The sequence below is a fragment of the Rhodococcus oryzae genome (assembly GCF_005049235.1).
Taxonomy (GTDB): domain Bacteria; phylum Actinomycetota; class Actinomycetes; order Mycobacteriales; family Mycobacteriaceae; genus Rhodococcus_G; species Rhodococcus_G oryzae.
The window spans coordinates 139,861-166,744 of sequence record NZ_SUMD01000003.1 but is presented as its reverse complement, the minus strand read 5'-3'; the positions used below and the strand labels follow the sequence as shown (position 1 = coordinate 166,744).

Below are 26,884 nucleotides of genomic sequence, written 5' to 3'. Positions count from 1 at the left end.
CTACCGAGGCTACCGAGGACCGTTCCCCGCCGGCAGGTACGTCGCGCCGCCTGCCCGTAGCGCCGAGGCGACCCGCTCGAGCAGTTCGTCCGGGTGCCGCAGGACCATCTCCTTCGTGGCCACCACGACATCCCACCCGAGACGACGAATACTGTTCGTGCGGCGGACGTCCCGCGCGTAGCGGTCCCGTTCCCGGTGATGATCTCCGTCGTACTCGAGCACTACCCGGTACGTCGGCCAGGCCATGTCCACCTGCGCGACGAGTCGGCCGTCTCCGTCGACCAACAGCACCTGGGTCTCGGGCTTCTCGAATCCCGCGCGCACCACCAGCAGTCGGGTCCGCGTCTCCCACGGGGACTCCGCGCCGCCGTCGGCCAGTTCGACAACCCGACGCAACTGCTTGAGCCCTCGGTCTCCGCGATGCCGCTCGATCAGCGCGTGCAGCCCATCGGGGTCGCATCGGCCGATGTTGCAGAGCCCGTCGACGGCCTCGACGGCCCGGTCGAGCGGCAGCCGGCGACCCAGGTCGTACGCGGTCCGCAAGTGTGAGGTCAGCTCGTACCCGTAGACGTCCTCGTGCTCGTCGACGGCCAGCGCGCCGTATCCGAACCGCACGCCCGCCCGACGTCTCGCCGGGCGCAGCAGGATCAGCTCGGGTTCGGCCCGCTCCGGGACGTACCGGTATCCATGCAGCGCGGCGGCCGACCACCCGGACAGCACCCCGTCCGGGAACGCGACGCCCAGCGCCCGCGACCGCTGCGCGTAGTCGACGGGCTGGTCGGCCCGCACGTACACCCCGTTCAGCACGGGCGTGTAATCGCGCGAAATCTGCCACGCCGTCATCGTCTGCAGCAGCGTCGCGCGACGGATCGGCCCGGCGGGGAGCTTCGGTACGCGGCCCATCCGCAGGAACTTATCCGCGAGCTAGTTGTTCTCGAGTGGTTTTTCGGAGCTGTCGCCACTAAAACAACTAGCTCGCGGCGCGATTCATGCGGTTACGCCACGAGCGCGAGCAACGCCGGCGACGCCACGACCGGAACAAAACCATCGACGAGGACCCGGCGGCAACCGTCGAGCTCGATCAGTACGGGAACCGGCGCGGTGTACTCGGGACCCGACAGGGACAGACTGGTTCCGGCGGCAACGCTCGCCGTCGATGTGCAGGGCGGAGCCGGTTCGAGCGCCTCGAAGTACGGGTCGAGGCTGTCCAGGCTCTCCGCCCCGCCGAACACGACACCGGCGGCGTCGAATCGGTACCGACACACCGAACTCCGCACCGAGTAGCCGCCGTGGACCGGAACGCCAGCTCCAGCCACAGGCAGGGCGGGAACCGTGCCGCACCCCATCAGCTGCTCCACCCCATCGGGCCACAGCTGGACGCGGTGCTCGATCCGTCCGACGTCCTCGAGCGCCTCGACCGCCCTCAATCCGCCGATACGCTGAAACTTGCATTCATCGACCGGATACGACGGCCGAATCGCCCGGCCCGCGGCGTCGATCAGCCACAGATCCGGAATAGCCACCATGCTGGCGATCCCGCAGGTGTCCTGGTCGATGCGACTTCCCTCGGACCGCGCGTTCAGCTTCGCGACCGCCTCGGAAAAGTCACCCTCCCACCGGTGCTCGACAAATCCGGCCGTCAGATCGGCGTTCACGGTTCGGTCTGCGGTCGGGTCGCAGGTGATGGCCGCCACTGGCTCGAAGTCGTCGGGGACTGTGCCCGGTCGCGGCTGCATCGCCACGAGATCTGGCGGTGTCACCGCTATGCCATCAAGGTCCGTCGGCATTCGGCACGTTGCCGCGCTCACGATCTCCGCGGGCTCCCGTACGGGTGCGGGTCCGTGGATGTACCCGCACCCCGCCAGCACAGTGGCCAATGCCAGAAACACCGCAACGCGCCGACTCATCACCGATGCATGGTTGCGCGAGCTAGTTGTTCTCGGGTGGTTTTCGGCGCTGACGCGACCAGAACGACTAGCTCGCGGTGGATGTCATGCGTCAACGTCCACACGGGTCGGCGGGCGAGGTCCCCGACGTTCCCGGCGAACCCGGCGATCCCGGCACACCTGACGGTCCCGGCGAACCCGACGGCCCTGTGGCACCCGGCGCACCGGAAGCACCCGGCGTGCCCGACACTCGCGGCTTGTGCGGCGCGGGCAGGTCGGCCGGGTCGGGCTGTGACGGGTCGGGGTCGCTCACCAACCGCACCGAATAGCTGAGCTCGCCCGCGCGCCAGGTGGCCGGCTCGATGGTGGGCCCGGGTACGCCGACGTGCGCGCACGGGTCGACGGGGAGACCGGGCGATTTCAACTCGGAGACATCGCTGCGCTCGGGAGTGGTCGGCGCGATCGGTCCCTGCGTCGACGTGGGGGACGGAGCAGGCGCCACCAGTACGGCCGTGAGACCGGCGAGCAGGACCGCGACGACCGCGGCCGCACCGGCGAGCACCTTCCCCTTGGGAAGCGCCTTCGCCTCCCCCGGCGCCGTCGCCGCGAACGCGGCAGGCACGGACGTCTGGACTTCCGCGGCGCTGATCGCGGCGCCGGTCGCCAGATGCCACCGGCCGGCATAGGGGACAACGGCGGCCAGGCCGAGCGCACCGGCCGCGGAACGGATCACGCTCGTCTCGGACGGCCGGATTCCGAGCACGACGACGGCGACCTTGCCGCGCGGGGCACCCGACAGCATGTCCTCCAGCAGCGCGGTGGTGAAGGACACCTCGCTGAACGTCCCCGCTGTCACCCGCTGGACGCCTGCCTGCGCCGCACCGGACCGAAGGTCGACCGCGTGGGCGAGCACCTCGCCCGGCCACTCGGCCAGGACGAGAGCGGTACGGGCGCCTGCCAACTCGGGTATCGAGCGCAGGAAGGCCAGCCGGGCCTCGGCCGCACCGACCACCGTGACGGCGGGCACGCCGTCGCCGCCCAGCTTCGCCTTGATCGCGTCCGCCGCCGCCGGGTCGGCGGCGACGATCCCCACCGCCGTCGGGTTCAGTCCGATCCGCCTGGCCCGGTCCATCATCTGTTCGGTGGCCCAGACCGCCTGCCCGACATCGTCTCCGGCCCGGTCCTCGAAGCGGCTGTCCACCGGCCCGAGACCGGGCACGTCGGTATCGATGAGGACCGCTCGCACGCCCTCCTTGCCGAGCGTCACTCCCACTGACTCCCGCACGCGTCCTCCACCGTTTCCCGTCGACAGTGGCTCGCGGGTAACCGGAAGGGACGCCTGTGGTTGCGGCCCGCCGAATTCCTCACTCAGTCCGTCGAATCGAGGTCACCGTAGCGGACCGACCCCGAGGCGTGCAGCCGTACCCCGCCCGCGGCGCGGTTCGGACCCGCCGAGCGGCTTCGTCCGCTAGCTCGCGGCGCGCACCGGAACCGGGTCTGCCTCGACCCGTCCGCCCCACCGACCGAGCGCGGTCCCCGGTGCGGCGAAGAAGCTGGCATAGAACCCGAGCACCACGGCACCCATGACGCCGAGGATCAGCGGGCCGAAGAACAGCGGGTACTCCGCGATCTCGACCGCCAGGTACCGGTAGCCGAGCAGCAGCGCCGCGAACGCCACCGCCCCGCCGACCACGAGCCGCACGCGGAACCGCCCCCAGCCCCGCTCGGGATCGCGCAGCGCGGACTCCAGGGTCAGGCACAACACGACGCCCGCGACCAGGTCGACGCCGTAGTGGTAGCCGAATCCGAGGGTCGCCATCAGCGTGCACACCAACCAGAAGGTGCCGCCCCAGCGCAGCCACCGGGGACCGCCCCTGGAGTGGATGAAGATCGCCAGCGCCCAGGCAGTGTGCAGGCTGGGCATGCAGTTGCGCGGCGCCGGGCTGTCGAACGGGATCGCCGCCGGGTCGACGACATTCGGCACCACGGCGGGCCAGTAGTTGCCGAGCTGGGAGCCCGCGCCCGCGGTGCCGAACGCGAAGTCCGGGCCGACCACAGGGAAGAGCACGTAGAACAGCGGACCGATCAGCCCGATGAGCAGGAAGGTGCGCACCAGGTAGTGCGACGGCCAGCCGTTGCGGAGCTGGTACAGGGCGACGACGATCGCCGCGACCGGCAGCTCGATGTACACCCAGTGCAGCACCCCGTAGCCGACGCTGCCGAGCGCATCGACCACGCCGCCCATCACCCAGGACGGATTGCCCAGCGCCCGGTCGGCGAGCTGCACGTATTCGTCGAGCACCAGCGGGCGGGTCAACACGGTGATCTGCAACCAGACGTCGCCGACCTTGGTGGCCAGGATCAGCAGCGCGCCGAGCCCGACGCCGCGCAGCGCGCTACGACGCTGTTCGCCGGTCCAGGCCACCGCCGCATAGAGCCCGATCCCGGTCAGTACGAGGGTGGGTCCGTTCCCGATGGCGACGGGCCCGTCGAACAACAACCGACCCGCCGCGAACAGCAGGTCGAGGACCACCGCGGCGGCCAGCGCGCGGATCCGCTGCGGGTTCGTGAGCCCCACCAGCGCGAGCGCGAATCCCGCCCACGGCAGCGACATCGACTTGGGGGTGCCGACGAAATCCTTGGCCAGGCTGTGCAGCGGTCCCTCGAAGCCGTAGTGCATCGCGACCAGTTGCAGCGCGACCAGGGCCGCGACCAGGACCACGCCCGCCGAGATGAGGATTGGGTGCGACCGCAACGAGAGCCGACCGGTCCCGGAGACCGGTGAGTCGTTGATCAGCACCGGTACATAGTAAACGGAGCATGAACGCGGCCTTACGTGTCGAGCTCGTTCACCAGGGAATCGACGACGAGTGTCAGGTCACCGCCGGAGGCCGCGGCGACCTCGCGCTGACGGAGGTAGGACGCGCCACGCCGCGGGATGTCGGCCACCCGCGCCAGTTCGTCGGCGCAGCCGAGCGACCTCGCCACCGGCATCAGCTGTTCCAGCAGATCGTCCAGGTCGTCGGTGACCAGCCGCTCGTTGCTGTCGGCGTCGAGGATGATCTCCGCGTCGAGCCCGTACCGCGCGGCCCGCCACTTGTTCTCCTGCACGTGCCACGGCGGCATGCCGGGCAGCTCCTCGCCCGCATCGAGCTTGCGGTCGAAATACACGACCAGGCAGTGGATGAGGGCGACGATCGCGCCCAGCTCGGTCCGGGTGGAGATGCCGTCGCAGACGCGCACCTCGATGGTCCCCCACTGCGGTGCGGGCCGGATGTCCCAGTGCAGCCCACCGAGCTTGTCGATGACGCCGGTCTTGATCTGGTCGTGGGCGAATCCCTCGAACTGCGACCAGGTTTCGAACTGGAACGGAAGACCGGCCGTCGGCAGTTGCTGAAACATCAAGGCCCGGTTGCTGGCGTACCCCGTGTCCACGCCGGTCCACATCGGCGATGAGGCCGAAAGCGCAAGCAGGTGAGGGTACTTCACGAGCAACGCGTTGAGGATAGGGAAGACCCGGTCGGCCGAGGAGATCCCGACGTGCACGTGCACACCCCAGATCAGCATCTGGCGTCCCCACCACTGGGTGCGCTCGATCATCTCGTCGTAGTGCGGGCTGCGGGTCAGCTGCTGGGTGGACCATTCCGCGAACGGATGGGTGCCTGCGCAGAACAGGTCGACGCCGATCGGGTCGGCGACCCGGCGCACCAGGTGCAGGGTCTCGCTCAGGTCGTCGATCGCCTCGCCGACCGTGTCGCAGATCCCGGTGACCAGCTCGACGGTGTTGCGGAGCAGTTCCTTGTGCAGGCGCGGCGACTCACCACCCGCGAGGGAGTGCGCCGCGTCGAAGATCTGTCCCGCGGTGTTCGAGAGATCGCGGGTGGCCTTGTCGACCAGGGCGATCTCCCACTCGACGCCGATTGTCGGCCGGGGCGAACCGGCGAAGTGGACTCCCACACTGCGAATCCAACCACAGCGATCCGGCTGCCGCCGCCACCGGGACCGGCACCGGCCAACACCAGAACGACCCCCCACCGTGGCGGTGAGGGGTCGTCCATGGCGATCAGTGTCTACTCGATGACGCCGCAGGCGACGCGGCCGCCGGCATCACCGGTGGCCAGCGTGGCCTGGTCCGGCACCGGAGCGTTCTCCGGGAGGGTGTACCGCGTCGGGATGTTGGCGAAGTTGTCCGCGCCCGCATGCACGACGATCGCGGTGCCCTTGCCGTGGTTGCGCAGGTCCTCGAGGGTCACGGTGTCGGTGGTGGTGACCAGCTCCGCGGTGCCGTCTTCGCGCACCTGCAGCGAGGTCAGGTCGCCGCTCGCGGGATGTCCGGTGTGACCCTCCGCCTGGAAATGTCCGCCGGCGGAAAGGAAGTCGCCAGGCGCGCCGCCGGACGGCGCCACCGAGTTCGCCTCACACTTGGCGACCTCGTGGATGTGCAGTCCGTGGAAGCCGGGGGTGAGGTTCTCGGCCTCGACCGAGACCTGGACGAACCCGTCACCCTCGGTGAAGTGGACGGTACCGACCTCGGCACCCTTCGCATCCTTGAGCTCGACGGAGATCGCGCCCTCTTCGGCCGCCGATCCGTGGCCACCCGCTGCCGCGCCGTGGCCCGGCGCGGACTCTCCCGTCCACACCGGAGGGGTGGTGCCGGGGACGTCGCTCGGCTCCTGGCCGTTGGAGCACGCGGTGAGGCCAACGGCCGCGATCGCGACCATCGGGGCGACGACGCGCCAGGACGCGCGGGCGGGACGGCGTGCATTCTCGGCACCGCCGAGGTGCGAGTCGCGTCGGGTAAGCAGGGCCATCAAACCGCTCCTTCTAGATGGGCTGGAAGTGAACTGATCATAGACAGGCGCGCGGAACGGTCGTCCGCTGGTGCGTCCACCTAGGGCGCGGTGACGATCACGATGACGCCGGGCGACGCGCTCGCGATGCCGGGGAACCGCGGCTCGGCGGACACTCCGAGCGTCGCGGCGATCTCCGTCGCGGCCGCCTTCTCCGCGGGCGACGACGCCGAGTAGTAGACGGTGGTCGAGCTCACGGAACCGTCGCTGTAGTTGCCGGTCTCGCCGACCGTCCAGCCATCGGACTCGATGGTCCTGGCGGTCTGCGCGGCCAGGCCGCTGACCGTGCTGTTGTTGAGCACCCGGACCGACACCGCCGACTTGTCCAGGACCGGCGAGGTCGTGGTGGTGGCGGCAGCCGTGGTCGAGGTGATCGCCGCGGGCGGCCGGGCCGAGGTGACCGCGGCAGGCGGCTTGGCGGAGGTGACCGAGGCGGCCCCGTTGCCCGCCGCCCGCGCCACGCTCGAGGTGGTCTCGGGCTGCTCCGAGTCGGAATCGTTTCCGGAGAGTGCCATGGCGCCGATGCCTGCGAAGGCGATCGCGAGCGCAATCAGGACCATCGCGAACGCACGCAGCGGCGGTCCGCTCGGTGGCTGCTCAGGAGTGCTCACTCGAATGACCTTAGAGGCCGCGCCGCGTCCGCCGACACCTAGGTGATGTCGAATCCGAGGCGACGTGCGGCGCGCGCCTTCTGTCTACTCGCCCTCAGCCGGCGCAGTCGCTTGACCAACATCGGGTCGGCTGCGAGGGCCTCGGGGCGGTCGACCAGCGCGTTCAGCACCTGGTAATAGCGGGTGGCGGACATGTCGAAGAGTTCCTTGATGGCCTCTTCCTTGGCGCCCGCGTACTTCCACCACTGGCGCTCGAAGGACAGGATGTCGTGGTCGCGGCGGGTCAGTCCGTCCTCGCCGATCGCGTTCGCGTCCTGCGGGTCGGTCTGCTCGGAATTTCGGTTACGCGCCGCTGCCCCGTCCATCTCACTCCCTCAACTTCGAGCTCTCGCCCAACGCCACTGCTCTCGCGTGATGCATCGAAACCAAAGTTCCCCGACGACCCGGCTGGCTTCACGATTACCGGGCAACGAATTACATGTCTGTTCTTCCGGGGATTATTCAACCATGATCCGCACGGGCGCGGCCTGGTTGCGGTGCTGGCGCGTCGCGTCCGGGCGCCCCACTATCCTTGCTCAAATGGCAATACTTCCGATCCGGATCGTGGGCGATCCGGTGCTCCACGAGCCCACGCGGCCCGTCACCGAATCGCCGGCGGAAATCGCCGAGCTGATCGCTGACATGTACGAGACGATGGACGTCGCAAATGGTGTCGGCCTGGCGGCAAACCAGGTCGGCGTCCCGATGCGACTGTTCGTCTACGACTGCCCCGACGTCGACGGCGACGGGAACTCGATCCGCCGTCGCGGTGCCGTGGTCAACCCGGTGCTCGAGACCTCGGAGATCCCCGAGACCATGCCGGACCCCGACGACGACGAGGAGGGCTGCCTCTCCGTTCCCGGCGAGCAGTTCCCGACCGGCCGCGCCGACTGGGCCAAGGTGACCGGCACCGAGGCCGACGGTTCGCCGGTGGAGATCGAGGGCACGGGGTTCTTCGCCCGGATGCTCCAGCACGAGGTCGGACACCTCGACGGATTCCTCTACGTCGACGTGCTGATCGGCCGCAACGCCAGGGCCGCGAAGAAGATCATCAAGCGCTCCGGTTGGGGCGTCCCGGGCAAGAGCTGGGTGCCGGGCACGGTCGAGGATCCCTTCGGCCACGATGACTGACATCGTGCTCGGTAGCCGGGTGGTGTTGCGATACGAATTGCCGCCCGGCTACCCGCAGCCCCTGACCGACATCATCGGGGAGTTGGTGTCGCTCACACCGGCCGTCGTGGTCCGCGCCCCGGACGGACGGGTGGTGCAGGTCGTCCCCGACAAGGTCGTCGCGCTCAAGTCGATCGGTGCCCGACCGATCCTGAGCCGGGAGATCCGCGCGCTCGAACTGGCCGCCGCCGATGGCTGGCCCGGCCTCGAGCAGAGCTGGATCAACGGTTGGCTCGCCCGCTCCGGTGGCGGGTTCACCGGCCGCGCCAACTCGGCGTCTCCCCTCGGGAAGGCCGACCGGATCGGCGACCTCTACAGCGGCGACACCCTCGAGCGCCTGCAGAAGTGGTACGCCGACCGCGATCAGCCGCTGCGACTGTTGCTGCCGGACCGCCTCGGTAACGCCCCCGCCGACTGGGAGACCTCGGACGAGGTGCTGGTGATGGCCGCGGAGATCGCGAACCTCACGCTGCCCGAAGGCGATTCGCTGGTGACCGTGTCCGGCGAACCCGACGATCAGTGGCTGCCGCTGTACGACCACAACGGGGCAAAGCTGCCGGACTGCGCCCCGGAGGTGCTCGGGTCGGTCCGCGACGGCGAGCTCGGCTTCGGCCGGCTCGGCAGCCCGAGCACCGAACTGCTCGCCATCGCGCGGGCCGCCGTGACCGAGGCGCCCGACGGCCGACGCTGGGTCGGGCTGAGCGCGGTCGAGGTGGCGCCCGCCCACCGCAGGCGCGGGCTCGGGATGCTGATCTGCGCGGAGATGATCCGCTGGGGCCGCGACCGGGGCGCAACGCACGCGTACATCCAGGTGGTGGCCGACAACGAGGCGGCGATCGCCCTGTACCGCACGATGGGGATGCTCGACCATCACCGGTACCGCTACGCGGCGGCGCCCGGCACCGCCTGGTAGCCGCACGAGTGCCCACGAACGACGGCGCCCTCCGGACCCACCGGGGTGCGCCGTCGCCGTCTCCGTCGCACTAGGCTGCCTCGAATGCGATTGGCGACGTGGAATGTGAACTCGGTCCGGGCCCGCACCGATCGGGTCGTTGACTGGCTGGTGCGCACCGACACCGACGTGCTGGCGATCCAGGAGACCAAGTGCCGTGACGACCAGTTCCCGACGGAACGGTTCACCGAGCTCGGCTACGAGGTCGCCCACGTCGGCCTGAGCCAGTGGAACGGCGTCGCGATCGTCTCCCGCGTCGGGCTCGAGGACGTGCAGGTCGGCTTCGAGGGGCAGCCGGGCTTCGCCAAGCCCGCAGCGGACAGCCTGGACATCGTGACCCCGGTCGTCGAGGCCAGGGCCATCGGCGCCACCTGCGGCGGGGTCCGGGTGTGGAGCCTGTACGTACCGAACGGGCGCGAGCTCAGCGACCCGCACTACGAGTACAAGCTGGACTGGCTGGCCACCCTGCGCGACGACGCCGCGAAGTGGTTGGCGCAGGACCCGAGCGCCCAGATCGCGCTGGTCGGCGACTGGAACGTGGCACCGACCGACGAGGACGTCTGGGACCCGGCGCTCTTCGAGGGCAAGACGCACACCTCGCAGCCGGAACGCGACGCCTTCGACGCCTTCCAGGATGCGGGCTTCGTCGACGTCGCCCGCCCGTTCACCCCCGGTCCCGGCGTCTACACGTACTGGGACTACACGCAGCTCCGGTTCCCGAAGCGTCAGGGCATGCGGATCGACTTCGTCCTCGGCTCCCCTTCGCTGGCCGAACGGGTCTCCGGCGCGTCCATCGACCGCGAGGAGCGCAAGGGCAAGGGCGCCAGCGACCACGCCCCGGTCGTGGTCGAGCTGGCCTAGCGGGCGACGCGGCGAGCGCGCAGCAGTTCGGCTGCCAGCCACAGCGCGCCCGCCGCCACGAGCACCCCGTGCGCGACGCGCATCCACGGGCTGCCGAAGAACTGCGGGATGAACAGGGCGAACCCGACCGCGAGCGGGACCCCGCTCCATCGCGCCAGCGCCCCGGACCGCCAGATCCCCACCGCCGCGGCGATCGCGCCCGCCGCGACCAGCAGCAGCCCGACCGTGAACATGGTCATCTGGGTGCCGCCGCCGCGCACGCCGTCGACCAGGTCGAGCAGCTCCGGCGTCCCGTCCGCGACCGCGCGGCCGCCGATCGTGTGCAGGCCGAAGTCCTCGGCGCCGTAGTAGGGCAGGGTAAGACCGACCCCGACCCAGGTCAGCACGGTCGCGGTGATGCCGGCACGGTCCCCGTCGGTGCCGCGGAGGATCTCCCGTAGTGCCTGCACGGCGAGGCCGAGCAGCAGGAACCCGATCATCCCGAAGAAGTGCGCCGCGACCCACGCGCCGGACGCGTAGGCCCGCGCGCCGTCCATGGTGGTCTGGTTCAGGTAGTCCGAGTAGGGCCGGACCGCGGGGTAGAGCAGGAACAGCACCCCCGCCACCCCGAACAACACCGCCGCCGCGACTCGTGCGCGATCGGTGCCCACCCGCTGTGCCGTGTCGATCATGCTTACCTCCTCGATAACGAGAGCAGCGCTCTCTCTTACGAGCAGTGTTCACCACCGCTTCGCAGAAAACAAGAGCACTGCTCTCAAATTTCGGGCGCTCCTCCCCCCGGTCTACGATTCATCCACCGTGTCCGCCCGGTCCGGGCGTGCTTCGCAGGCGTCGCGCCGCCCCCATCGCAAGGAGTCCGCCGTGGAGACCCCGCGCGATCAGCCAGACCGCACCGAGGTCGAATGGTTCGAGGCCGGCGAGCGCCACGCGGCGCCGTGGCGGTCCAACAGCAGCGTCAAGCCGCCGAAGAAGGTCGAGACCTTCGGCGACGAACTCCGCGCCGACGATGCGATGCGACTCGCGTCCGAGGGCACCGCGATCCTCTGGCGCGGCGACTTCCTCGGCGCCCGGCAGCTGCTCGACGCGCTCAAGCGCAGGCTCGACCGGCAACAGGTCAAGCCCGATCCCGACCTCGCCGTGACCTTTCACCGACATCGGCAGGCCAGGGCGCACCGTACCCGCATCCTGAGCATGGTCCTGATCGAGCTCGGCGCGGACTTCGGCATCGACCTCCGCCGCGCTCCCGACATCAGGGAGGCGTGCCGGGAGGCGTACGGCGAGGCGACCGAGCCGAGCGTGGCCTGCCTACAGGAGCTGCTCGGGGCGGTGGGCGCGCACGAGTGGCGGCGGCGCGGCGTCCTGGTCCCCGCCCTCGGGGCGCGGATCCATCCGCACTACGGCGTGTTCGCCCCCACCAGGAACGAGTACGTCGACCTGGTCGCGGAGGCGCAGTTGCCCACCGCAGGAACGGCGTTCGACCTCGGCACCGGGACCGGCGTGCTGGCCGCCGTGCTGGCACGTCGTGGCGTCGGACGGGTGGTGGCCACGGATATCGAACCCCGCGCGGTGGCCTGCGCGACCGACAATCTGCAGCGGCTCGGGCTCGCCGACCTGGTGGAGGTGGTCCGCACCGACGTGTACCCGGCCGGCACCGCCGACCTGGTGGTGTGCAATCCGCCCTGGGTGCCCGCCGCCCCGACGTCCTCGATCGAGCTGGGCGTGTTCGACCGCAAGGGGCACATGCTCACCGAGTTCATCCGGGGCCTGCCGGATCACCTCAACCCCGGCGGCGAGGGCTGGCTGGTGCTCTCCGACCTGGCCGAGCGCCTCGGCCTGCGCACGCGAGCACAGCTGACGGACCAGTTCGAGCAAGCGGGCCTGACGGTGCTGGGCCGCACCGATACCCGGCCGAGGCACCCGCGCGCGAGTGGCGCCCGCCCCGAGGGACGCGGCACGGGCGGACGCGACCCGTTGGCCGCCGTCCGTGCTGCCGAGGTCGTCTCGCTCTGGCGTCTCGCGGTCCGCGCGCACTGACACGCGGACCGGCGATCATCTAGCGGACGAGCTCCCTGACCAGGCCGTCCGCGCAGCCGCCCGCGAAGCCGGTCACCGCGCCCGAGGCGGCACCCACGGCCACCCCACCGACCAGCCCGGCCGGACCCGCGGCCACGCCCGCGGCGGACGCCGCGGTCACGGCGCCGGACAGTGCTCCCGCGATCGCGGGCTTCACCCCGGACTTCACGCACTCCTCGGCGAAGGCACCGGCCTGATTGACTACCTCAGCGGCCACCACTCCCCCGGCATCGATCGCGGTGTCGACGACCGCCGACACGACCTTGCCGCCCTCGGCAATGGAGTAGGTGATGCCCGCGGCCGCGCCGTCGACCTCGATGCGCAGCGGAAGGTTCTCCAGCACCCGGCCCGCCTCGTTCACCGCGGCGATGGCGTTCGTCTGGGTGTCCCGGACGAACCGTCCGGACTCGAGCTTGATCTGCGCGGTGCTCGCCTCGACCTGGGTCGCGACGAACTTGGCGAACTCCCGGATCGGGCCGGCCTGCGCGGGCGGCGCGACGGCCACCGAGGCGAGCGCGAATCCCGCGACGCCGAGCGCGACGGCCAGCGAGGCCGTCCCCGCCCTGACATCGGCCGAGATCCCGGCCACTCCAGCCGACCCGCCCTTGGCGCCCTCGAGCACGGCAGCAACGATCGTCATTCTTCCCCCAGTTACACGGCGTGTCGATACGCGAAGCGATGAGATGACGCCCGCCACGCGGTGCCGGGGGAAGCCGAAATCTGTTTCGGATCCACGTTTTCCAGCCCCGACCGCGACGGGTCAGGGGAAGCATAGGGTCAGTGCCGCTCTCCGTGTCGGACTACGGCGAATTCGGGGTCGAGCTGACGCCCTCGTCGAGGATCAGGTCCAGTTCCTCGGGGTGGCTGCCCAGGTAACGCTTCACATACGTGCAGACCGGCCGCAGCCGCCAGCCGCGTTCCCTCGACAGCGCCAGCACGTCGCCGACCAGCACGGCGGCCCAGCCGCGACCGCCGTACTCCTCTTTCACGACCGTGTGCATGAGCGCGACCACCTCCCCGCGGCCACCCGTGAACTCGGTCGACTCTCCCCCGCCGCGATAGCCGAGGATGCCGATCAGTTCGTCACCGACCCAGAGGTCGAAGCGGGCGTGCGAGGGGTTGTCCACGACGCGCGCGAGCGCCGGGTTCGCGAAGACAGGGGCGGGCGCAGTCACCACCGCTGCCGGGACGGGAGGTCGCTTGAAGATGTGAGACACCTCACCATGGAAGCAGTCCCGCCCCGCCCCGGTCGCCCGATTTGGGGCCGATGGTGCGATTTGTTGCCCAGTCACCATCGAATCGTGGCCGAATCGGCACCCGAAGTTCTCACACGGGGACGATGAGGTCCCGGTACTCGGGGTTGTCCGCGACGAATCGCTGGAGATAGGTGCAGACCGGCCGGATCTTCCAGCCGTAGCCCCGCGCCGCGTCGAGGGCCCGGCGCACCATCACCGCGGCGAGTCCCCGGTGACCGAAGTCCTCGACGATCACGGTGTGCATGAACGAGACCACCGGCGTCGCAGCCGTGGACCGCTTTGCACTCCGTGTGTCCAAGTCGTAATAACCGAGAATGCCGACGAGGTCCCCGTTGAGCCTTAGCTCAAACCGGTTCTGACCTGCGTTGTTCGTCACCTCTGCCGTCGGCGATTCCGTGATCATGTGCCCGTCTCCTTGCCCGATCCGTAATCACAATGTGATTTCCGCCACTATAGGCACGCCGGCCACCCCGGCGTCGGCGATTCGCGCCAAGAAGTCTCCACGGCCCGCCCGCGCTCGCCCGCTCACGCGCCGTGCCCTAGGGTCGTGCCCGACAACTACACAACCCACGGGGGCTCGCACCAGCGGGCTGAGAGGACGGCTAGCTCTTCGGAGCGATCAGGGCCGTCGACCGTTGAACCTGACCGGGTAATGCCGGCGTAGGGAGAGCACGCATGAGGGACACCTCTGTTTCCGGAACCACCGTCACCACCGGCCCCATCGAGGGCAGCAGCAAGCAGTACCTGACCGTCGACGGCCTGTCCGTGCCGGTCCGTCGGGTCCACCTGACCAACGGCGAACACCTCGACCTGTACGACACCTCCGGCCCGTACACCGACGCGCGGGCGAATATCGACCTCGAGGCCGGTCTCGCGAAGACCCGCGACGACTGGGCGAAACCCAACCCCGTCGATCTCGGCGGCACCAGCCGCAGCGGCGGACCCAATCTCGCGCGCACCCAGCTGGCCTGGGCCCGGGCCGGGATCATCACTGCAGAGATGCGCTATTGTGCTGCGCGCGAAGGTGTTTCGGCAGAGGTCGTGCGCGAGGAGGTGGCCGCAGGACGGGCCGTCATCCCCGCGAACCACAAGCATCCCGAGTCCGAACCGATGATCATCGGCAAGCGGTTCCTGGTGAAGATCAACGCGAACATCGGGAACTCCGCGGTCACCTCCTCCATCGCCGAAGAGGTCGAGAAGATGGTCTGGGCCACCCGATGGGGCGCGGACAACATCATGGACCTGTCCACCGGCAAGGACATCCACCAGACCCGCGAATGGATCCTGCGCAACTCTCCGGTGCCGGTGGGCACCGTGCCGATCTACCAGGCACTGGAAAAGGTCAACGGCGACCCGACCGCGCTGACGTGGGAGATATACCGCGACACCGTGATCGAGCAGTGCGAACAGGGCGTGGACTACATGACCGTGCACGCCGGGGTGCTGCTGCGGTATGTGCCGCTGACCGCCAAGCGGGTCACCGGGATCGTCTCGCGCGGCGGCTCCATCATGGCGGCCTGGTGCCTGGCCCACCACCGAGAGTCGTTCCTGTACACACACTTCGGGGAACTCTGCGAGATCCTGCGCGAGTACGACGTGACCTTCTCGCTCGGCGACGGGCTGCGCCCCGGGTCCATCGCGGACGCCAACGACGAGGCCCAGTTCGCCGAGCTGCGGACCCTCGGCGAACTGACCAAGATCGCGAAATCGCATGGCGTGCAGGTGATGATCGAGGGCCCGGGCCACGTCCCGATGCACAAGATCGTGGAGAACGTCCGGCTCGAGGAGGAGCTGTGCGAGGAGGCGCCGTTCTACACCCTCGGCCCGCTCGCCACCGACATCGCGCCCGCCTACGACCACATCACCTCGGCGATCGGCGCGGCCATGATCGCGCAGGCGGGTACCGCGATGCTCTGCTACGTGACGCCGAAGGAACACCTCGGCCTGCCCAACCGGGACGACGTGAAGGTCGGCGTCATCACCTACAAGATCGCCGCGCATGCCGCCGATCTCGCCAAGCAGCACCCGCGGGCCCAGGAGCGCGACGACGCGCTGTCGAGGGCGCGCTTCGAGTTCCGCTGGCGCGACCAGTTCGCGCTGTCGCTGGACCCGGACACCGCCCGCGAGTACCACGACGAGACCCTGCCCGCGGAGCCGGCGAAGACCGCGCACTTCTGCTCGATGTGCGGGCCGAAGTTCTGCTCGATGCGGATCTCCGCGGACGTACGCGAGTACGCCGAGCAGAACGGGCTCGAAACGCAGGAGGACATCGACCGGATGATCGCCAACGGCATGGCGGAGAAATCCTCGGAGTTCGCGGACCGCGGCAACAAGGTCTACCTGCCCGTCGTTCCGGTCGGTGGATAGGCTCTCACGCGTGAAGTTGCTGCCCCTGACCCCGGACGGACAGACCCCGATCCGCGTCCTCACCATCGCCGGAACCGACTCCGGCGGCGGTGCGGGCATCCAGGCCGACTCCCGCACGATGGCCATGTGCGGCGTGCACGCCTGCGTCGCCGTCGCCGCGGTGACGGTGCAGAACTCGGTAGGGGTCAGTGGCTTCCACGAGATCCCGCCGCAGATCGTCGCCGACCAGGTGCGGTCGGTGGTCGGCGACATCGGGGTCGGGGCGGCCAAGACCGGGATGCTCGCGTCCACCGCGATCATCGAGGCCGTCGCGGAGGTCTGCGGTGAGGTGGGTATCGGGCGCGGGCAGGCGGTGCCGCTGGTCGTCGACCCGGTGTGCGCGTCCATGCACGGCGACCCCCTGCTGCACGCCGAGGCGCTCGACGCGGTCCGGCACACCCTGATCCCGATCGCCTCGCTGGTGACCCCGAACCTGGACGAGGTCCGGCTCATCACCGGGATCGACGTGGTCGACGACGCCTCCGCCCGTCGGGCCGCCGAGGCGCTGCACGGGCTCGGGGCGCAGTGGTCACTGGTCAAGGGCGGGCACCTGCGTACCTCGACCTCGAGCACCGACCTGCTCTTCGACGGCGACGTCTTCCACGAGTTCACCAGCCCGCGGATCGACACCGGGAACGATCACGGCGGCGGGGACACCCTGGCCGCGGCGATCGCGTGCGCGCTGGCGAACGGGTACCCGATGCCCGATGCCGTCGCGTTCGGCAAGGAGTGGGTGACCCGGTGCCTGGCCGCGTCGTACGACCTGGGCGCGGGCCACGGTCCGGTCTCCCCGCTCTGGCGCCTGCACTGACGCGTCTGTGCGCGTCGCCCCTCCCGAACCGGGGCGACGCGCACAGCACGCGCAACGTCAGCGCGAATAGTCCCTGAAGGTCATGACGCCACCGACCAGGACCACCAACACCGCGAGGATGTAGACCGTGACGCGGAACCAAGCCGGCCCGTAGTAACTGACCGCCATCGAGGCACCGAGCGCCGCGAGAATCATCACCACCCCGTAAAAGGGTGTGCGTTGCTCCCTGTCAACCATTCATCCAGTGTCCGCCGACGGCGCCACGGGTGGCAATGCCCGACCTCATCGCGCCTGGACGGTGAAGACGCGCAGGCCGTCCGGGACCCCGCGCATCGGGGCGGCGAACAGCCCCCGCCGGTAGGGCTTGGCCGCGGCGCCCAGGTCCGCGAGGAATCCCGGCTGGAGCGCCGCCAGCGTGGTCTCGGAGACGATGACGTTGCCGTCCCCGCCGAGTTCCATCATGCGGGCGGCCACGTTCACGTCCACGCCGAGCCAGTCGGACGCCATCTGCCGGGGCGACCCGGTGTGCACACCGATCCGCATCCGCGGCCGGTAGCCCTCGACCTCCACCTGCGCGAGCTGGGCACGGGCGGCGAACATCGCCTCGACGGCGCGGTCCGGCCGGGCGAAGACCGCCATCAGCCCGTCGCCCATCCGCTTGACCACCTGGCCGCCGCGGTCGACGATCGGCGTCTCGACCGCCTTCGCGACCTCCCGCAGCAGCTCGAGGGTCACCTCGTCCCCCGCACCGAGCGACCAGCTCGAGAATCCGATCAGGTCGGTGAAGACAATGGTCACCTCGCGGGGGCCGCGACCGCGGCCGGTCCGCTCGAGCAGTGCCTGCCAGACCTGGAGCGCGCCGAGGCTCACCTCGCGGGAGGCACCGGGGCTGTCGTCGAGGAACCGGTCCGCCGCCCTGGCCATCGCCCGCACGCCGCCGGGTCCCGCCGTGGACAGCGGATCGCCGAAGGACGGGTCGCCCGGCAGTGCCCGGCGGATCTTGCGGAACGCGTCGACCACCTGCGGTCGGGTGTTGATCCCGCGGACCCACCGGGCGACGGTCTCGGGCCTGCTGCGCCCAGACGCACGCTCGCTCGCGTCGGTGGGGTCGACGCCCGAGGTCGAGGGGTCCTCAGTCACAGGCCAAAGTGTAACTCAGAGTCACAGATACTACCGGGGTCATTGTCCGGCGCCTTCCCGCGCCTTCTCCCGGTCCGCCCGGGCGGGAACCCCGTCCGGGCCATCGATGGAGTTCGCGTAGGTACCGACGCCGAATGCCACCGCCGCCGCGTTCTGCGCCAGCGCCGCCCGGTCCACGTTCGCCAGGGTGTCCTCCGGCGAGTGGTAGCCGGGATCGAAGGTCTCGCCCGCGGTGCCGCCCCACTTCACCGCCTGCTCCTCGGACTTGCGCTCGTCCGCCCCGCTGTCCACCCCGCCCGACGGTATCCCCATCTCGATGAACGGGCCGTAGTCGGATCGACCGTCGAAATCGGTTCCGTCCGCAACGATCCCGCGCCAGGCGAGGTAGCCGCTCAGGGTTCGCTCGATCGCGTCGGAACCCTGCGGTCCCGGTCCGGCGCCGTCCCGGTCGGAATCGTCGCCGTCGAGGGTGAAGTACCCCGCGTTCCGCGAGCCGAGCATGTCGAAGTTCAGGTACAGCGCGATGTCCTCACGATCGCCCCCGTCGAGCCCTTCGGCGTACCGCTCCGATCCGACCAGGCCCAGTTCCTCCGCGCCCCACCAGGCGAAGCGCACCGCATTCGTCACGTTCGGCGCGCTGCCCAGCCGCAGTGCGGTCTCGAGCACCGCAGCCGACCCTGAGCCGTTGTCGTTGATCCCCGGGCCCTTCTCGACGCTGTCCAGGTGCGCGCCGACCAGCACCACGTTCTCCGTCGACCCGGTCGTGGTCTGCGCGATCACGTTTCGGCTCGTGGCGGCCTCGGTGGCCGCCTCCAGCTTCAGCGACAGCTCCGGTGCGGCCGCGACCGCCTGCCCCTCGGAGCCAGGCACGCTCACGGCGGGGATCCGCGGGTCCGTGTCCTCCCCCAGCGTGCCGCCTGCCAGCGGGCCGTCCTCGTTGTTGAACACGACGATGGCGACGGCGCCCCGATCGGCGGCCATCTGCTCCTTCGCCGAGAAGGGGCAGACCCCGCGCCGGACCACCACGATGGCGCCCGCGGCATCGAGCCCGTCGTAGTCGGTCGCCTCGCAGCCGGGGCTGCCGTCGTCCGGCAGGGCGAGGGTCCGCGCCGTGATCCCCTCCGGCGGCGTCGCGGGCGAGTACTCCAGGGTGCTGGCGGTGAACTGGCGGTCACCCGCCCGCAGTTCCACCGGCCCGGCGATGAAGCGGTCCACGTCGAACTCGGGGGTGGACACCTCGAAGCCCGCATCCCGGAGTCGGTCGGCGACGTAGTCGACGCTGGCGTCGTAGCCCGCGGTCCCCGCGGCCCGGTTGCCCCCGTTGTCCGTGGCGATCCGCTCGAGCGCCTCCATGTGCGCGGCGACCGCGTCGCCGCCGACGGCCGCCGCCAGCGACTGGCCGTCGACCGGCGGTGCGGGCGGCGACTCCTCCTCGTCCCGTCCGCACCCGGACACCAGCGCGATCCCGGCCAGCAGTGCGGCGGTAGATGCTCCGACCCGTGCCCGAATGGACTGTCGCATTTGCCGAGCGTACTGCGCGCGGGCGGCGGATCGGCCCTAAAAACACACGTGCGCGCCCGGTACCCGAAATCGGGTACCGGGCGCGCACGCTCGAGGTGTGGCCGCGGGTCAGGCGTCGCGGCGGTTCACGGTGAACAGGGCGAATCCGAAGACCACCGCGGCGAAGGCCGCGAAGTACGCCAGGCTGCCCCACGGTCCCCAGTGGAAATCGACGCCCTGCGGTGCGCCGAGGAAGTTGTTCGCGTTCATGAAGGGAAGGAACGGCTTGATGTTCTCGCCGAACCGCCCGAACAGGCCGAACAGGTTCTCGATCAGCAGCGGCCAGAGCAGCAGCAGTGCGATCGCACCCGCCGACTGCCGGAGCAGGGTGCCGACCGCGACGGCGAGCACCACGCACAGGAAGGCGTAGATCGGCACGCCGTAGATCGCCCGCCAGGCCTCGCCGCCGGACAGCTTCAGCGCCGCACCCGCATCGGCTCCCGCCGTCGCCTTGGCGATCGCGTACGCACCGAAGGTGAGCACGAAGGTGAGCAGCGCACCGAAGCCGCCGATCAGGCCGGCCTTGGTGATCAGCACCGAATCGCGCTTCGGCACGGCCTGGAAGGTGGTGCGGATGATGCCGAACCGGTACTCGCTCGTCACCGCGAGGGCCGCGAGGATCATCAGGATCAGCACGCCGAACCCGGACACCCCACCGACCGCGTCCGCGAGCGTGGGCAGGAAGGGCTCGAAGTCGGGCTTCTCGCCCTTTGCGACGTCGTCTACGAAGGCGTTGTAGCTGGCCTTGGCGCTCAGCCCGATCACCGCGGCCAGGCCGAGGCCGAGCGCGATGATCCCGACGGTGCACCACCACGGCGACCGGGTCGAGGTGAGCTTGATCCGTTCTGCGTTCACGACACCCATCAGAGCGCCCCTCCCATCACTTCGTCGATGCCTGCGGCGTGGTACTGCACATCGTCCCCCGTCAGTTTCATGAAGGCGTCCTCCAGGGACCCCTGCTGGGCGGCCAACTCGTGCAGGACGATGCCCTGGCCGCCTGCGATCTGGCCGACGACGTCGGTGGTCGCCTCGAGCACGATGAGCGCGCCACCGAGCTCCGAGGTGCCGTCCTCGCGGACCGTGAGCCCCTGCGAGGTCAGCGCGCTCCGCAGCGCATCCAGCTGGGGGCTACGCACCCGCACTGTCGATTCGGACGACCGGTCGACGAACTGCTTGACGGTCGTATCGGCGATCAGGCGTCCCCGGCCGATCACCACGAGATGCTCGGCGGTGAGCGCCATCTCGGAGAGCAGGTGGCTGGACACCAGCACCGTGCGCCCCTCGGCCGCCAAGCGCTGCATGAACTTTCGGATCCAGACGATGCCCTCGGGGTCGAGTCCGTTGACCGGCTCGTCGAACAGCAGGACCTTCGGGTCACCCAGCAGGGTGGCAGCCAGTCCGAGCCGCTGGGACATGCCGAGCGAGAACCCGCCCGCCTTCTTTCCCGCGACCTCGGTCAGGCCCACCAGCCGCAGCACCTCGTCGACCCGGGACATCGGGATCCCGTTGGACGCCGCCATCCACTGCAGGTGCGCCCTCGCGGACCTGTTGGGGTGCACCCACTTCGCGTCCAGCAGCGCGCCGACGGTCCGGAGCGGCTGCTTCAGGTCGTGGTACGGCTTGCCGTCGATCAGCGCGGTTCCGGCGGTCGGCCGGTCCAGGCCGAGGATCATCCGCATCGTCGTGGACTTGCCGGCACCGTTCGGTCCAAGGAATCCGGTCACCATGCCGGGCTGAACCGTGAAGGTCAGGTCTTCGACCGCCTTCGTGGGCCCGAACTCTTTCGTCAAACCCCTCACTTCAATCATGACGTGAAGGATTCCGCAGTCCCGGCCCGCGCACATCGCCCGCAGGTCGCGTCCCGTGTCATCCCTAGGGATGACACGACCCTGAGAGGGCGTGGGGGTTCGGGGTCAGAGGTCGGGTGAGGACGCCTGTGCCCAGAACCGCTTCGGGATCCGTCCGGCGCGCCGGGCCTGGTAACCGGCGGTCACCGCGGATGCCATCGCCGATGCCATCAGCGCCGGGTTCTTGGCCCTGGTCACCGCGGTCGCGAGGAGAACGGCGTCGCACCCGAGTTCCATGGCCAGCGCCGCGTCGCTCGCGGTGCCGATGCCCGCGTCGAGGATCACCGGGACCCCGGCGGCCGCCACGATCATCTCGATGTTGTGCGGGTTCGAGATGCCGAGGCCGGTGCCGATCGGCGCGCCGAGCGGCATCACCGCCGCGCACCCGACATCCTCGAGGCGCCGGGCCAGCACCGGATCGTCTGTCGTGTACGGCAGCACGGTGAAGCCGTCGTCGACGAGTTGTTCTGCGGCGGAGACCAGTTCGATGGCATCGGGCAGGAGGGTGCGCTCATCGGCGATGACCTCCAGCTTCACCCAGTCCGTTTCCAGCGCCTCCCTGCCGAGCTGTGCGGTGAGCACCGCCTCGGCGGCGCCGCGGCAGCCGGCGGTGTTGGGCAGCGGGGCGATGTCCAGCTTGCGGAGCAGGTCGAGCACCCCGGTGCCGCCGGCCGCGTCGACGCGGCGCATCGCCACGGTGGTCAGCTCCGTGCCGGACGCGACGAGCGCCTCCTCCAGCACCGCGAGGTTCGCCGCGCCGCCGGTGCCCATGATCAGCCGGGAGCCGAAGCTTCGGCCTGCGATGGTCAGACGGTCTGTGGCCAGCAGCTCAGCCACCCTGCACCGCCGTCAGGATCTCGATCTCCCAGCCCTTGCCGACCGGTGTGTCCCAGGACGCCCGCGGGAACACCGCGCCGTCGACCGCGACAGCGATGCCCTTGCTGGGCAGGCCGAGGTGTTCGAGCAGCTGGGCCACGGTCAGCGGCTCGGACAGCTGATGGTCCTCGCCGTTGACGGTGATCCCGATGTTCACCGGTGTGTTCGTCATCGAGTCCTCACTCATCGTTGAAGGTGAAACGTTCCGGGGAGGCGCTCTTGGCCTCCGCCAATGGTGCGCCGTCGAGCTCGGCGACCACCGCGTCCGCGGTCAGCGGGGTCAGCAGCACGCCGTTGCGCCCGTGCCCGGTGGCCAGCACCACCCGGTCCGACACCCGGCCGATGATCGGCAGGTTGTCGGGGCTCATCGGACGAAGTCCGGCGGCGCACTCGTGCAGCTCGTACTCCCCGATGCTCGGCATCAGCGTCTGCGCGTCGGCGATCAGGTCTCGGACCCCGGCGACGGTGACCTGGGTGTCCTCCCCCGACTCGTGCTGGGTCGCGCCGACCACCAGGCCGTCGCCGCGCGGCACCAGGTACACCGGACGCCCGTGCACGCTGCCGCGGATGGTCATGGTCGGGGCTGGCGCCACCCCGGGCCTGCGGTGCAGCCGCAGGATCTCGCCCTTGACCGGACGCACCGGCAGCCCTGGCCACAGCCGCGCGGACGCGGTACCGGCGGACACCACCACCTGGTCGGCGGCCACGGCGAAGGGATCGGTGACCGCCTCGGCCACGAACTCCACCCCCGACGCGACACAGGCCGATCGCAGCGCCGCGATCAGCGCGCGGTTGTCGACGGCGGACTCGGTGGCGGCGAGCAGGGCCAGCCGGATGTTCGGGGCCAGCGACGGCTGGGCGGCCCGGATCTGCGCGCGCGAGAGCAGTTCCAGCTCGTAGCCCTGGCCGGCGATCCACTCGGCCACGGTCCGCAGGTCCGCGGCATCGGCCGCGTCCAGCGCGACGGTGAGCGAGCCATGGGAGGTGAAGAGCGTCTCGCCGGACAGGGTCTCGAGCTCGGCGCCGAAGTCGGGCCAGCGGGCCAGCGAGGCGGCCCCGACCTGCAGGACCGCGTCCTCGCCAGGCCAGCCCTCCGACAGCGGTGCCAGCATCCCACCCGCCACCCACGACGCCCCCGATGCGGGCGCCGGATCGTGGACGGTGACGCTCCAGCCTGCCTGGGCGGCACGCCACGCGATCGACAGACCGATCGCGCCGCCACCGATCACCGCGACGGTTCTGCTCACTACTCCACCTCACTCCCTGCGCCGGCATGATCCGGGTCAGGTATGACGGTCGGGGCTCGCGGCCCCCTCTCAGCCCCGCGTTCGCCGGGACTCCCGTGTCACTTCTCTCTGCGTAGAGACTACCGTTGAGAGCGTGCACCCCTCGCATTCCGGCAGGCACCTCACCCCTCGAGAACGCCTTGCCACCGCCCGTCTGTATCTCTGTACCGACGCCCGACGTGACAAGGGCGACCTCGCGAAGTTCGCCGAGGCCGCGCTGTCCGGTGGCGTCGACATCATCCAGCTGCGCGACAAGGGGTCGGCGGGTGAGCGGAAGCTCGGCCCGATGGAGACCCAGGAGGAACTGGGCGCGCTGGCCGAGCTCGGCGCGGCCGCCCGCAGGCACGGCGCGCTGCTCGCCGTGAACGACCGTGCCGACCTGGCGCTGGCCGCAGGCGCCGACGTCCTGCACCTCGGCCAGGGCGACCTGCCGGTGCACTACGCCCGCCGGATCCTCGGCCCGAACGTGGTGATCGGCCGCTCGACGCACAGCCGCGCGCAGGCACAGCTCGCCTCCATCGAGGACGACGTCGACTACTTCTGCACCGGGCCGGTGTGGGCCACCCCGACCAAGCCGGGCCGGACTGCCTCGGGCATCGATCTGGTCCGCTCGACCGCCGGCTCGCACCCGACCCGCCCGTGGTTCGCGATCGGCGGCATCGACGAGGAGCGGCTCCCCGAGATCCTCGACGCCGGGGCCGAACGCATCGTGGTGGTGCGGGCGATCACCGAGGCGCGCGACCCACAGGCGGCGGCCCGTTCGCTGGCCGACGCCCTGGCCCGCAACGCCGTCCGCCGCTAGTCGGCCCGCGGCGCGGACTCAGTCCATCCACCCCAGCACGGTCGAGGGCGAGAGCTGCACGACCGTCTCCGGCAGGCGCTCGCGCAGCCCACGGTCCGCGGTGACCACGACGGTCAGGTGCTCGTCGGCGCCCCCGAAGGCCGGGTGTCCGACGCCGCCACCCGCGGCCATCGCCAGCTCAGTGCCCGCGCCCGCCAGCAGGGCCAGTTCGTCGTCCCCGCTGCCCGCGGCCACGTGCACGGGCACCCGGGCGTCCACCGCGGTGACGGTGCGCGCCTGACCCTCCAGGACGGCCTCGATCCGCGGCAGCCAGCCGAATCCGCCATCCGGCAGCTCGATGGTCCTCGGCAGCGTCGCGGCCAGCGCGGCGAGCAGTTCGCCGGTCGCCCCCGCCCGGTCCCGCCACCAGCCGTTCGGCCGCGAACCCAGCACGTTCGCGGTGTCCAGCAGCAGCCGGACCGGGGTGCTCCGCAACTGCGGCCAGCTCGCCGCGAAACCCGGGTGCAGCAGCAACCCCGACACCTCGTCCTCGGGCACCCAGCGCAGTTCCGTGCTCTCACCGTTCGGCACCGTCGTCAGCGGACCGGCCGCGTCGGCGATCACCGTCGTGTAGCTCCACCCGCTGCTGGCGCGGGAGGTCACCCGTTCCGCACGAACCCGCAGTTCGCAGCCGGGGATGCCGGCCTCCTCCTCAGCCTCGCGGATGGCGGCGTGGACGGTCGACTCGTGGCTGTCGCGGGCACCGCCGGGCAGCGCCCAGGTGCCACCCTGATGACTCCACTGGGCGCGGTGCTGCAGGAGCACGGTCGGGGTTCCGTCGGCCGCGGGAGCGCGGAGCAGCAGCCCCGCCGCGCCGAATTTGCCCCAATGCCGAATTCCGTCATCGCTCCTGGCCCAGCCGTCCCCGTCACCACGCATCGACTTCGTTCACCTGCCCCACATCCGGCCACGTCGCACCCCACGCGGTCCCTCGCGCCTCGTCAACTCGTTCACGACCGAACTTAGGCCAGTCACGCACAACAAAGCTCAGTTACTGCTTATATGCTCCCCCTTGACTGGCATCCGGGCCAGCTGGGAAGGGTGCGTGGTGGCCGTTCGGGAATCACCGTCGACGGAACCGCTCGGCGATGATCTCGCGCCGCGGTCCGTCGGGTCTGCCGATCCCCAGGGCCGATACACCCGGCTGTCCGAGTTCCTCAGGACGACCCCCGCCAAGCTGCTCGCGCTCGGGACCGCGCTGATCGTGGTGGCACTCGTCGCGGGCACCGTCGCCGCTATCCAGGTCGCGGACCGGCAGCGCACCCTCGACACGCTGCTCAACCAGGTCGAGCCCCAGGCGAACGCCACCCAGAACCTCTACAGCTCCCTCTCGATCGCGGACGCCGCGGCCACCACCGCGTTCATCTTCGGCGGCATCGAACCGGCCGTGGTCCGCGACCGGTACACGCAGTCGATCGGTGAGGCGGCCGCCGACCTGATCGGGGCTTCGAGCGGCATCATCGAGACGAACGCGTCGGGTCAGCGTCTGCTCACCGAGTTGTCCACCGGGCTCCCGGTCTACACCGGCCTGATCGAGACGGCCCGGTCCTACAACCGCAGCGGCTACCCCGTCGGCACGGCGTACCTGCGCGAGGCCTCGTCCATGATGCAGTCGACCCTGCTCCCGATCGCCGAGGAACTGCACGGCCAGCAGGCGGAGGCCGTCGTGCAGAACCAGGACGAGTTCGCCACCCCGCCCTGGCTGGCGATCGGCCTGCTCCTGCTGTCGCTGATCGCCCTCGTTGTCGGCCTGGTCCTGCTCGCCGGATGGACCCGGCGGATGCTGAACCCGGGACTGATCCTGTCCGCCGTCGCGATCGCCGCGCTGCTCGGGTGGCTGCTGATCGCCGGGCTGATCTCCTCGACGTCCACCGGACGGGCCCTGGAGCAGGGCGCCCGGCCGCTGATGCAGCTGACCACCGGGCGCATCCTCGCGCAGCAGGCCAGGGCCGACGAGACCCTCGGCCTCGTCCGCCGCGACGTGAAGGGCGGCTACGCGCAGGCGTTCGGCACGCACCTGGCACGCCTCGAAGAGATCCTGACCGAGTACCCGAACGACGGCCGCGTGAAGGTGGCCACCGAACTGGTCAACCGAGCCGCCGAGGCAGGGAAGGACTGGTCCGCCGCGCACGAGCGGGTGCAGCGCCTGCTCGACAACGGCGACTGGGCCGGGGCCGCTGCCGTGGTCACCGGCCCCGGCGAGGACGACTCGACGGCACACTTCGCCAGGGCCGACGCCGCGCTCGACGACGCCATCATGACGACCCGCAGCGAGCTGCGCGCCGATATCGACCGCGCCCACTCGACCCTGTACGGCCTCGGAACCGGTGCGCTCGTGCTCTCCGCGGTGGCCGCGGCCGGGGTCGGGGTCGGACTGTGGCCACGGCTTCGGGAGTACCAGTGACGAGACCTGCATCCG

General features: G+C 70.4%; 29 protein-coding genes and 1 riboswitch. Of the genes, 8 read left to right on the top strand and 21 right to left on the bottom strand.

Annotation, left to right across the window (positions count from 1 at the left end; translation table 11 throughout):
- Positions 1-9: 9 nt before the first annotated feature.
- The 8 genes from FCG67_RS06995 to napA form a co-directional block, all read right to left on the bottom strand.
- Entirely contained in the window at positions 10-903 is an 894-nt protein-coding gene (locus FCG67_RS06995; RefSeq protein ID WP_136908430.1) for a DUF559 domain-containing protein, read from the bottom strand.
- Positions 904-995: 92 nt separating this feature from the next.
- Positions 996-1,760 (bottom strand): hypothetical protein, encoded by a 765-nt coding sequence (locus tag FCG67_RS06990; RefSeq protein WP_136908428.1) that lies wholly within the window; start codon positions 1,758-1,760, stop codon positions 996-998.
- A 238-nt stretch (positions 1,761-1,998) separates the two neighbouring features.
- Entirely contained in the window at positions 1,999-3,171 is a 1,173-nt protein-coding gene (locus FCG67_RS06985; RefSeq protein ID WP_136908426.1) for a DUF7159 family protein, read from the bottom strand.
- A gap of 183 nt (positions 3,172-3,354) precedes the next feature.
- The gene (locus FCG67_RS06980) at positions 3,355-4,626 is read right to left on the bottom strand and encodes a phosphatase PAP2 family protein (protein ID WP_281282327.1); all 1,272 of its coding nucleotides are present in this window, start codon (positions 4,624-4,626) and stop codon (positions 3,355-3,357) included.
- Between the two features lie 92 nt (positions 4,627-4,718).
- Entirely contained in the window at positions 4,719-5,843 is a 1,125-nt protein-coding gene (locus tag FCG67_RS06975) for a glutamate--cysteine ligase (RefSeq protein ID WP_136908424.1), read from the bottom strand.
- A gap of 113 nt (positions 5,844-5,956) precedes the next feature.
- Positions 5,957-6,697: a superoxide dismutase[Cu-Zn] gene (gene sodC, locus FCG67_RS06970; RefSeq protein ID WP_136908422.1), complete on the bottom strand. Its 741-nt coding sequence runs from the start codon at positions 6,695-6,697 to the stop codon at positions 5,957-5,959.
- 80 nt (positions 6,698-6,777) lie between these two features.
- On the bottom strand, positions 6,778-7,347 hold the full coding sequence (locus FCG67_RS06965) for a LytR C-terminal domain-containing protein (RefSeq protein ID WP_136908420.1): 570 nt from the start codon (positions 7,345-7,347) through the stop codon (positions 6,778-6,780).
- A 38-nt stretch (positions 7,348-7,385) separates the two neighbouring features.
- Positions 7,386-7,712, bottom strand: coding sequence for a nucleoid-associated protein NapA (gene napA, locus FCG67_RS06960; protein WP_027501275.1), 327 nt, complete (start codon positions 7,710-7,712; stop codon positions 7,386-7,388).
- 214 nt (positions 7,713-7,926) lie between these two features.
- Here napA and FCG67_RS06955 point away from each other — a divergent pair, with 214 nt between their 5' ends.
- From FCG67_RS06955 to FCG67_RS06945, 3 genes are all read left to right on the top strand, one after another.
- Positions 7,927-8,517 (top strand): peptide deformylase, encoded by a 591-nt coding sequence (locus FCG67_RS06955; RefSeq protein WP_077040530.1) that lies wholly within the window; start codon positions 7,927-7,929, stop codon positions 8,515-8,517.
- Positions 8,510-9,469, top strand: a complete 960-nt coding sequence (locus FCG67_RS06950; RefSeq protein ID WP_136908418.1) for an N-acetylglutamate synthase, CG3035 family — start codon at positions 8,510-8,512, stop codon at positions 9,467-9,469. The genes FCG67_RS06955 and FCG67_RS06950 overlap by 8 nt, the downstream gene beginning before the upstream one ends.
- Positions 9,470-9,553: 84 nt before the next feature.
- Positions 9,554-10,369 carry an exodeoxyribonuclease III gene (locus tag FCG67_RS06945; protein ID WP_136908416.1) on the top strand — a complete coding sequence of 272 codons (816 nt, stop codon included), beginning with the start codon at positions 9,554-9,556 and terminating at the stop codon, positions 10,367-10,369.
- Here the strand turns inward: FCG67_RS06945 and FCG67_RS06940 are convergent.
- Positions 10,366-11,040 carry a hypothetical protein gene (locus tag FCG67_RS06940; RefSeq protein ID WP_246044912.1) on the bottom strand — a complete coding sequence of 225 codons (675 nt, stop codon included), beginning with the start codon at positions 11,038-11,040 and terminating at the stop codon, positions 10,366-10,368. The two genes, FCG67_RS06945 and FCG67_RS06940, sit on opposite strands and share 4 nt — an antisense overlap.
- A gap of 190 nt (positions 11,041-11,230) precedes the next feature.
- Between FCG67_RS06940 and FCG67_RS06935 the strand changes: the two genes are divergently transcribed.
- Positions 11,231-12,403: a methyltransferase gene (locus FCG67_RS06935; protein WP_246044911.1), complete on the top strand. Its 1,173-nt coding sequence runs from the start codon at positions 11,231-11,233 to the stop codon at positions 12,401-12,403.
- Between the two features lie 19 nt (positions 12,404-12,422).
- On the opposite strand, the gene FCG67_RS06930 is transcribed toward FCG67_RS06935, so the two are convergent.
- The 3 genes from FCG67_RS06930 to FCG67_RS06920 all read right to left on the bottom strand — a co-directional run bounded on the left by FCG67_RS06930 (position 12,423) and on the right by FCG67_RS06920 (position 14,101).
- Entirely contained in the window at positions 12,423-13,082 is a 660-nt protein-coding gene (locus FCG67_RS06930; protein WP_136908414.1) for a DUF8020 domain-containing protein, read from the bottom strand.
- 160 nt (positions 13,083-13,242) lie between these two features.
- Positions 13,243-13,659, bottom strand: coding sequence for a GNAT family N-acetyltransferase (locus tag FCG67_RS06925; RefSeq protein ID WP_425467804.1), 417 nt, complete (start codon positions 13,657-13,659; stop codon positions 13,243-13,245).
- A gap of 109 nt (positions 13,660-13,768) precedes the next feature.
- Positions 13,769-14,101 (bottom strand): GNAT family N-acetyltransferase, encoded by a 333-nt coding sequence (locus FCG67_RS06920; RefSeq protein ID WP_136908410.1) that lies wholly within the window; start codon positions 14,099-14,101, stop codon positions 13,769-13,771.
- A gap of 272 nt (positions 14,102-14,373) precedes the next feature.
- Here FCG67_RS06920 and thiC point away from each other — a divergent pair, with 272 nt between their 5' ends.
- Positions 14,374-16,065: a phosphomethylpyrimidine synthase ThiC gene (gene thiC / locus FCG67_RS06915; RefSeq protein ID WP_136908408.1), complete on the top strand. Its 1,692-nt coding sequence runs from the start codon at positions 14,374-14,376 to the stop codon at positions 16,063-16,065.
- Positions 16,066-16,075: 10 nt separating this feature from the next.
- Positions 16,076-16,915, top strand: coding sequence for a bifunctional hydroxymethylpyrimidine kinase/phosphomethylpyrimidine kinase (gene thiD, locus FCG67_RS06910; RefSeq protein ID WP_136908406.1), 840 nt, complete (start codon positions 16,076-16,078; stop codon positions 16,913-16,915).
- A 57-nt stretch (positions 16,916-16,972) separates the two neighbouring features.
- Here the strand turns inward: thiD and FCG67_RS06905 are convergent, their stop codons facing one another.
- The 8 genes from FCG67_RS06905 to thiO all read right to left on the bottom strand — a co-directional run bounded on the left by FCG67_RS06905 (position 16,973) and on the right by thiO (position 23,585).
- A complete protein-coding gene (locus FCG67_RS06905; RefSeq protein WP_077040521.1) occupies positions 16,973-17,152 on the bottom strand; it encodes a hypothetical protein in 180 nt (59 codons plus the stop codon).
- Between the two features lie 45 nt (positions 17,153-17,197).
- Entirely contained in the window at positions 17,198-17,953 is a 756-nt protein-coding gene (locus tag FCG67_RS06900) for an adenylate/guanylate cyclase domain-containing protein (RefSeq protein WP_425467808.1), read from the bottom strand.
- A 141-nt stretch (positions 17,954-18,094) separates the two neighbouring features.
- Positions 18,095-19,576, bottom strand: coding sequence for a M28 family peptidase (locus FCG67_RS06895; protein ID WP_136908402.1), 1,482 nt, complete (start codon positions 19,574-19,576; stop codon positions 18,095-18,097).
- Between the two features lie 108 nt (positions 19,577-19,684).
- Positions 19,685-20,479 carry an ABC transporter permease gene (locus FCG67_RS06890; RefSeq protein ID WP_136908400.1) on the bottom strand — a complete coding sequence of 265 codons (795 nt, stop codon included), beginning with the start codon at positions 20,477-20,479 and terminating at the stop codon, positions 19,685-19,687.
- On the bottom strand, positions 20,479-21,423 hold the full coding sequence (locus FCG67_RS06885) for an ABC transporter ATP-binding protein (protein WP_136908398.1): 945 nt from the start codon (positions 21,421-21,423) through the stop codon (positions 20,479-20,481). The genes FCG67_RS06890 and FCG67_RS06885 overlap by 1 nt, the downstream gene beginning before the upstream one ends.
- A gap of 105 nt (positions 21,424-21,528) precedes the next feature.
- Positions 21,529-22,287: a thiazole synthase gene (thiG, locus tag FCG67_RS06880; RefSeq protein ID WP_169310476.1), complete on the bottom strand. Its 759-nt coding sequence runs from the start codon at positions 22,285-22,287 to the stop codon at positions 21,529-21,531.
- A gap of 4 nt (positions 22,288-22,291) precedes the next feature.
- Complete coding sequence (gene thiS, locus FCG67_RS06875) at positions 22,292-22,510, bottom strand: sulfur carrier protein ThiS (RefSeq protein ID WP_027501293.1); 219 nt, start codon at positions 22,508-22,510, stop codon at positions 22,292-22,294.
- 7 nt (positions 22,511-22,517) lie between these two features.
- Positions 22,518-23,585, bottom strand: a complete 1,068-nt coding sequence (gene thiO / locus FCG67_RS06870; protein WP_136908394.1) for a glycine oxidase ThiO — start codon at positions 23,583-23,585, stop codon at positions 22,518-22,520.
- Positions 23,582-23,692, bottom strand: a riboswitch (TPP riboswitch). It overlaps the preceding gene by 4 nt.
- A 26-nt stretch (positions 23,693-23,718) precedes the next feature.
- Here thiO and thiE point away from each other — a divergent pair.
- Complete coding sequence (gene thiE, locus FCG67_RS06865; protein ID WP_136908392.1) at positions 23,719-24,426, top strand: thiamine phosphate synthase; 708 nt, start codon at positions 23,719-23,721, stop codon at positions 24,424-24,426.
- Between the two features lie 18 nt (positions 24,427-24,444).
- Here thiE and FCG67_RS06860 read toward each other — a convergent pair whose 3' ends face one another.
- Positions 24,445-25,344: an NUDIX hydrolase gene (locus FCG67_RS06860; protein WP_136908390.1), complete on the bottom strand. Its 900-nt coding sequence runs from the start codon at positions 25,342-25,344 to the stop codon at positions 24,445-24,447.
- A gap of 169 nt (positions 25,345-25,513) precedes the next feature.
- Here FCG67_RS06860 and FCG67_RS06855 point away from each other — a divergent pair, with 169 nt between their 5' ends.
- Entirely contained in the window at positions 25,514-26,869 is a 1,356-nt protein-coding gene (locus FCG67_RS06855) for a hypothetical protein (protein ID WP_246044910.1), read from the top strand.
- Positions 26,870-26,884 lie beyond the last annotated feature (15 nt).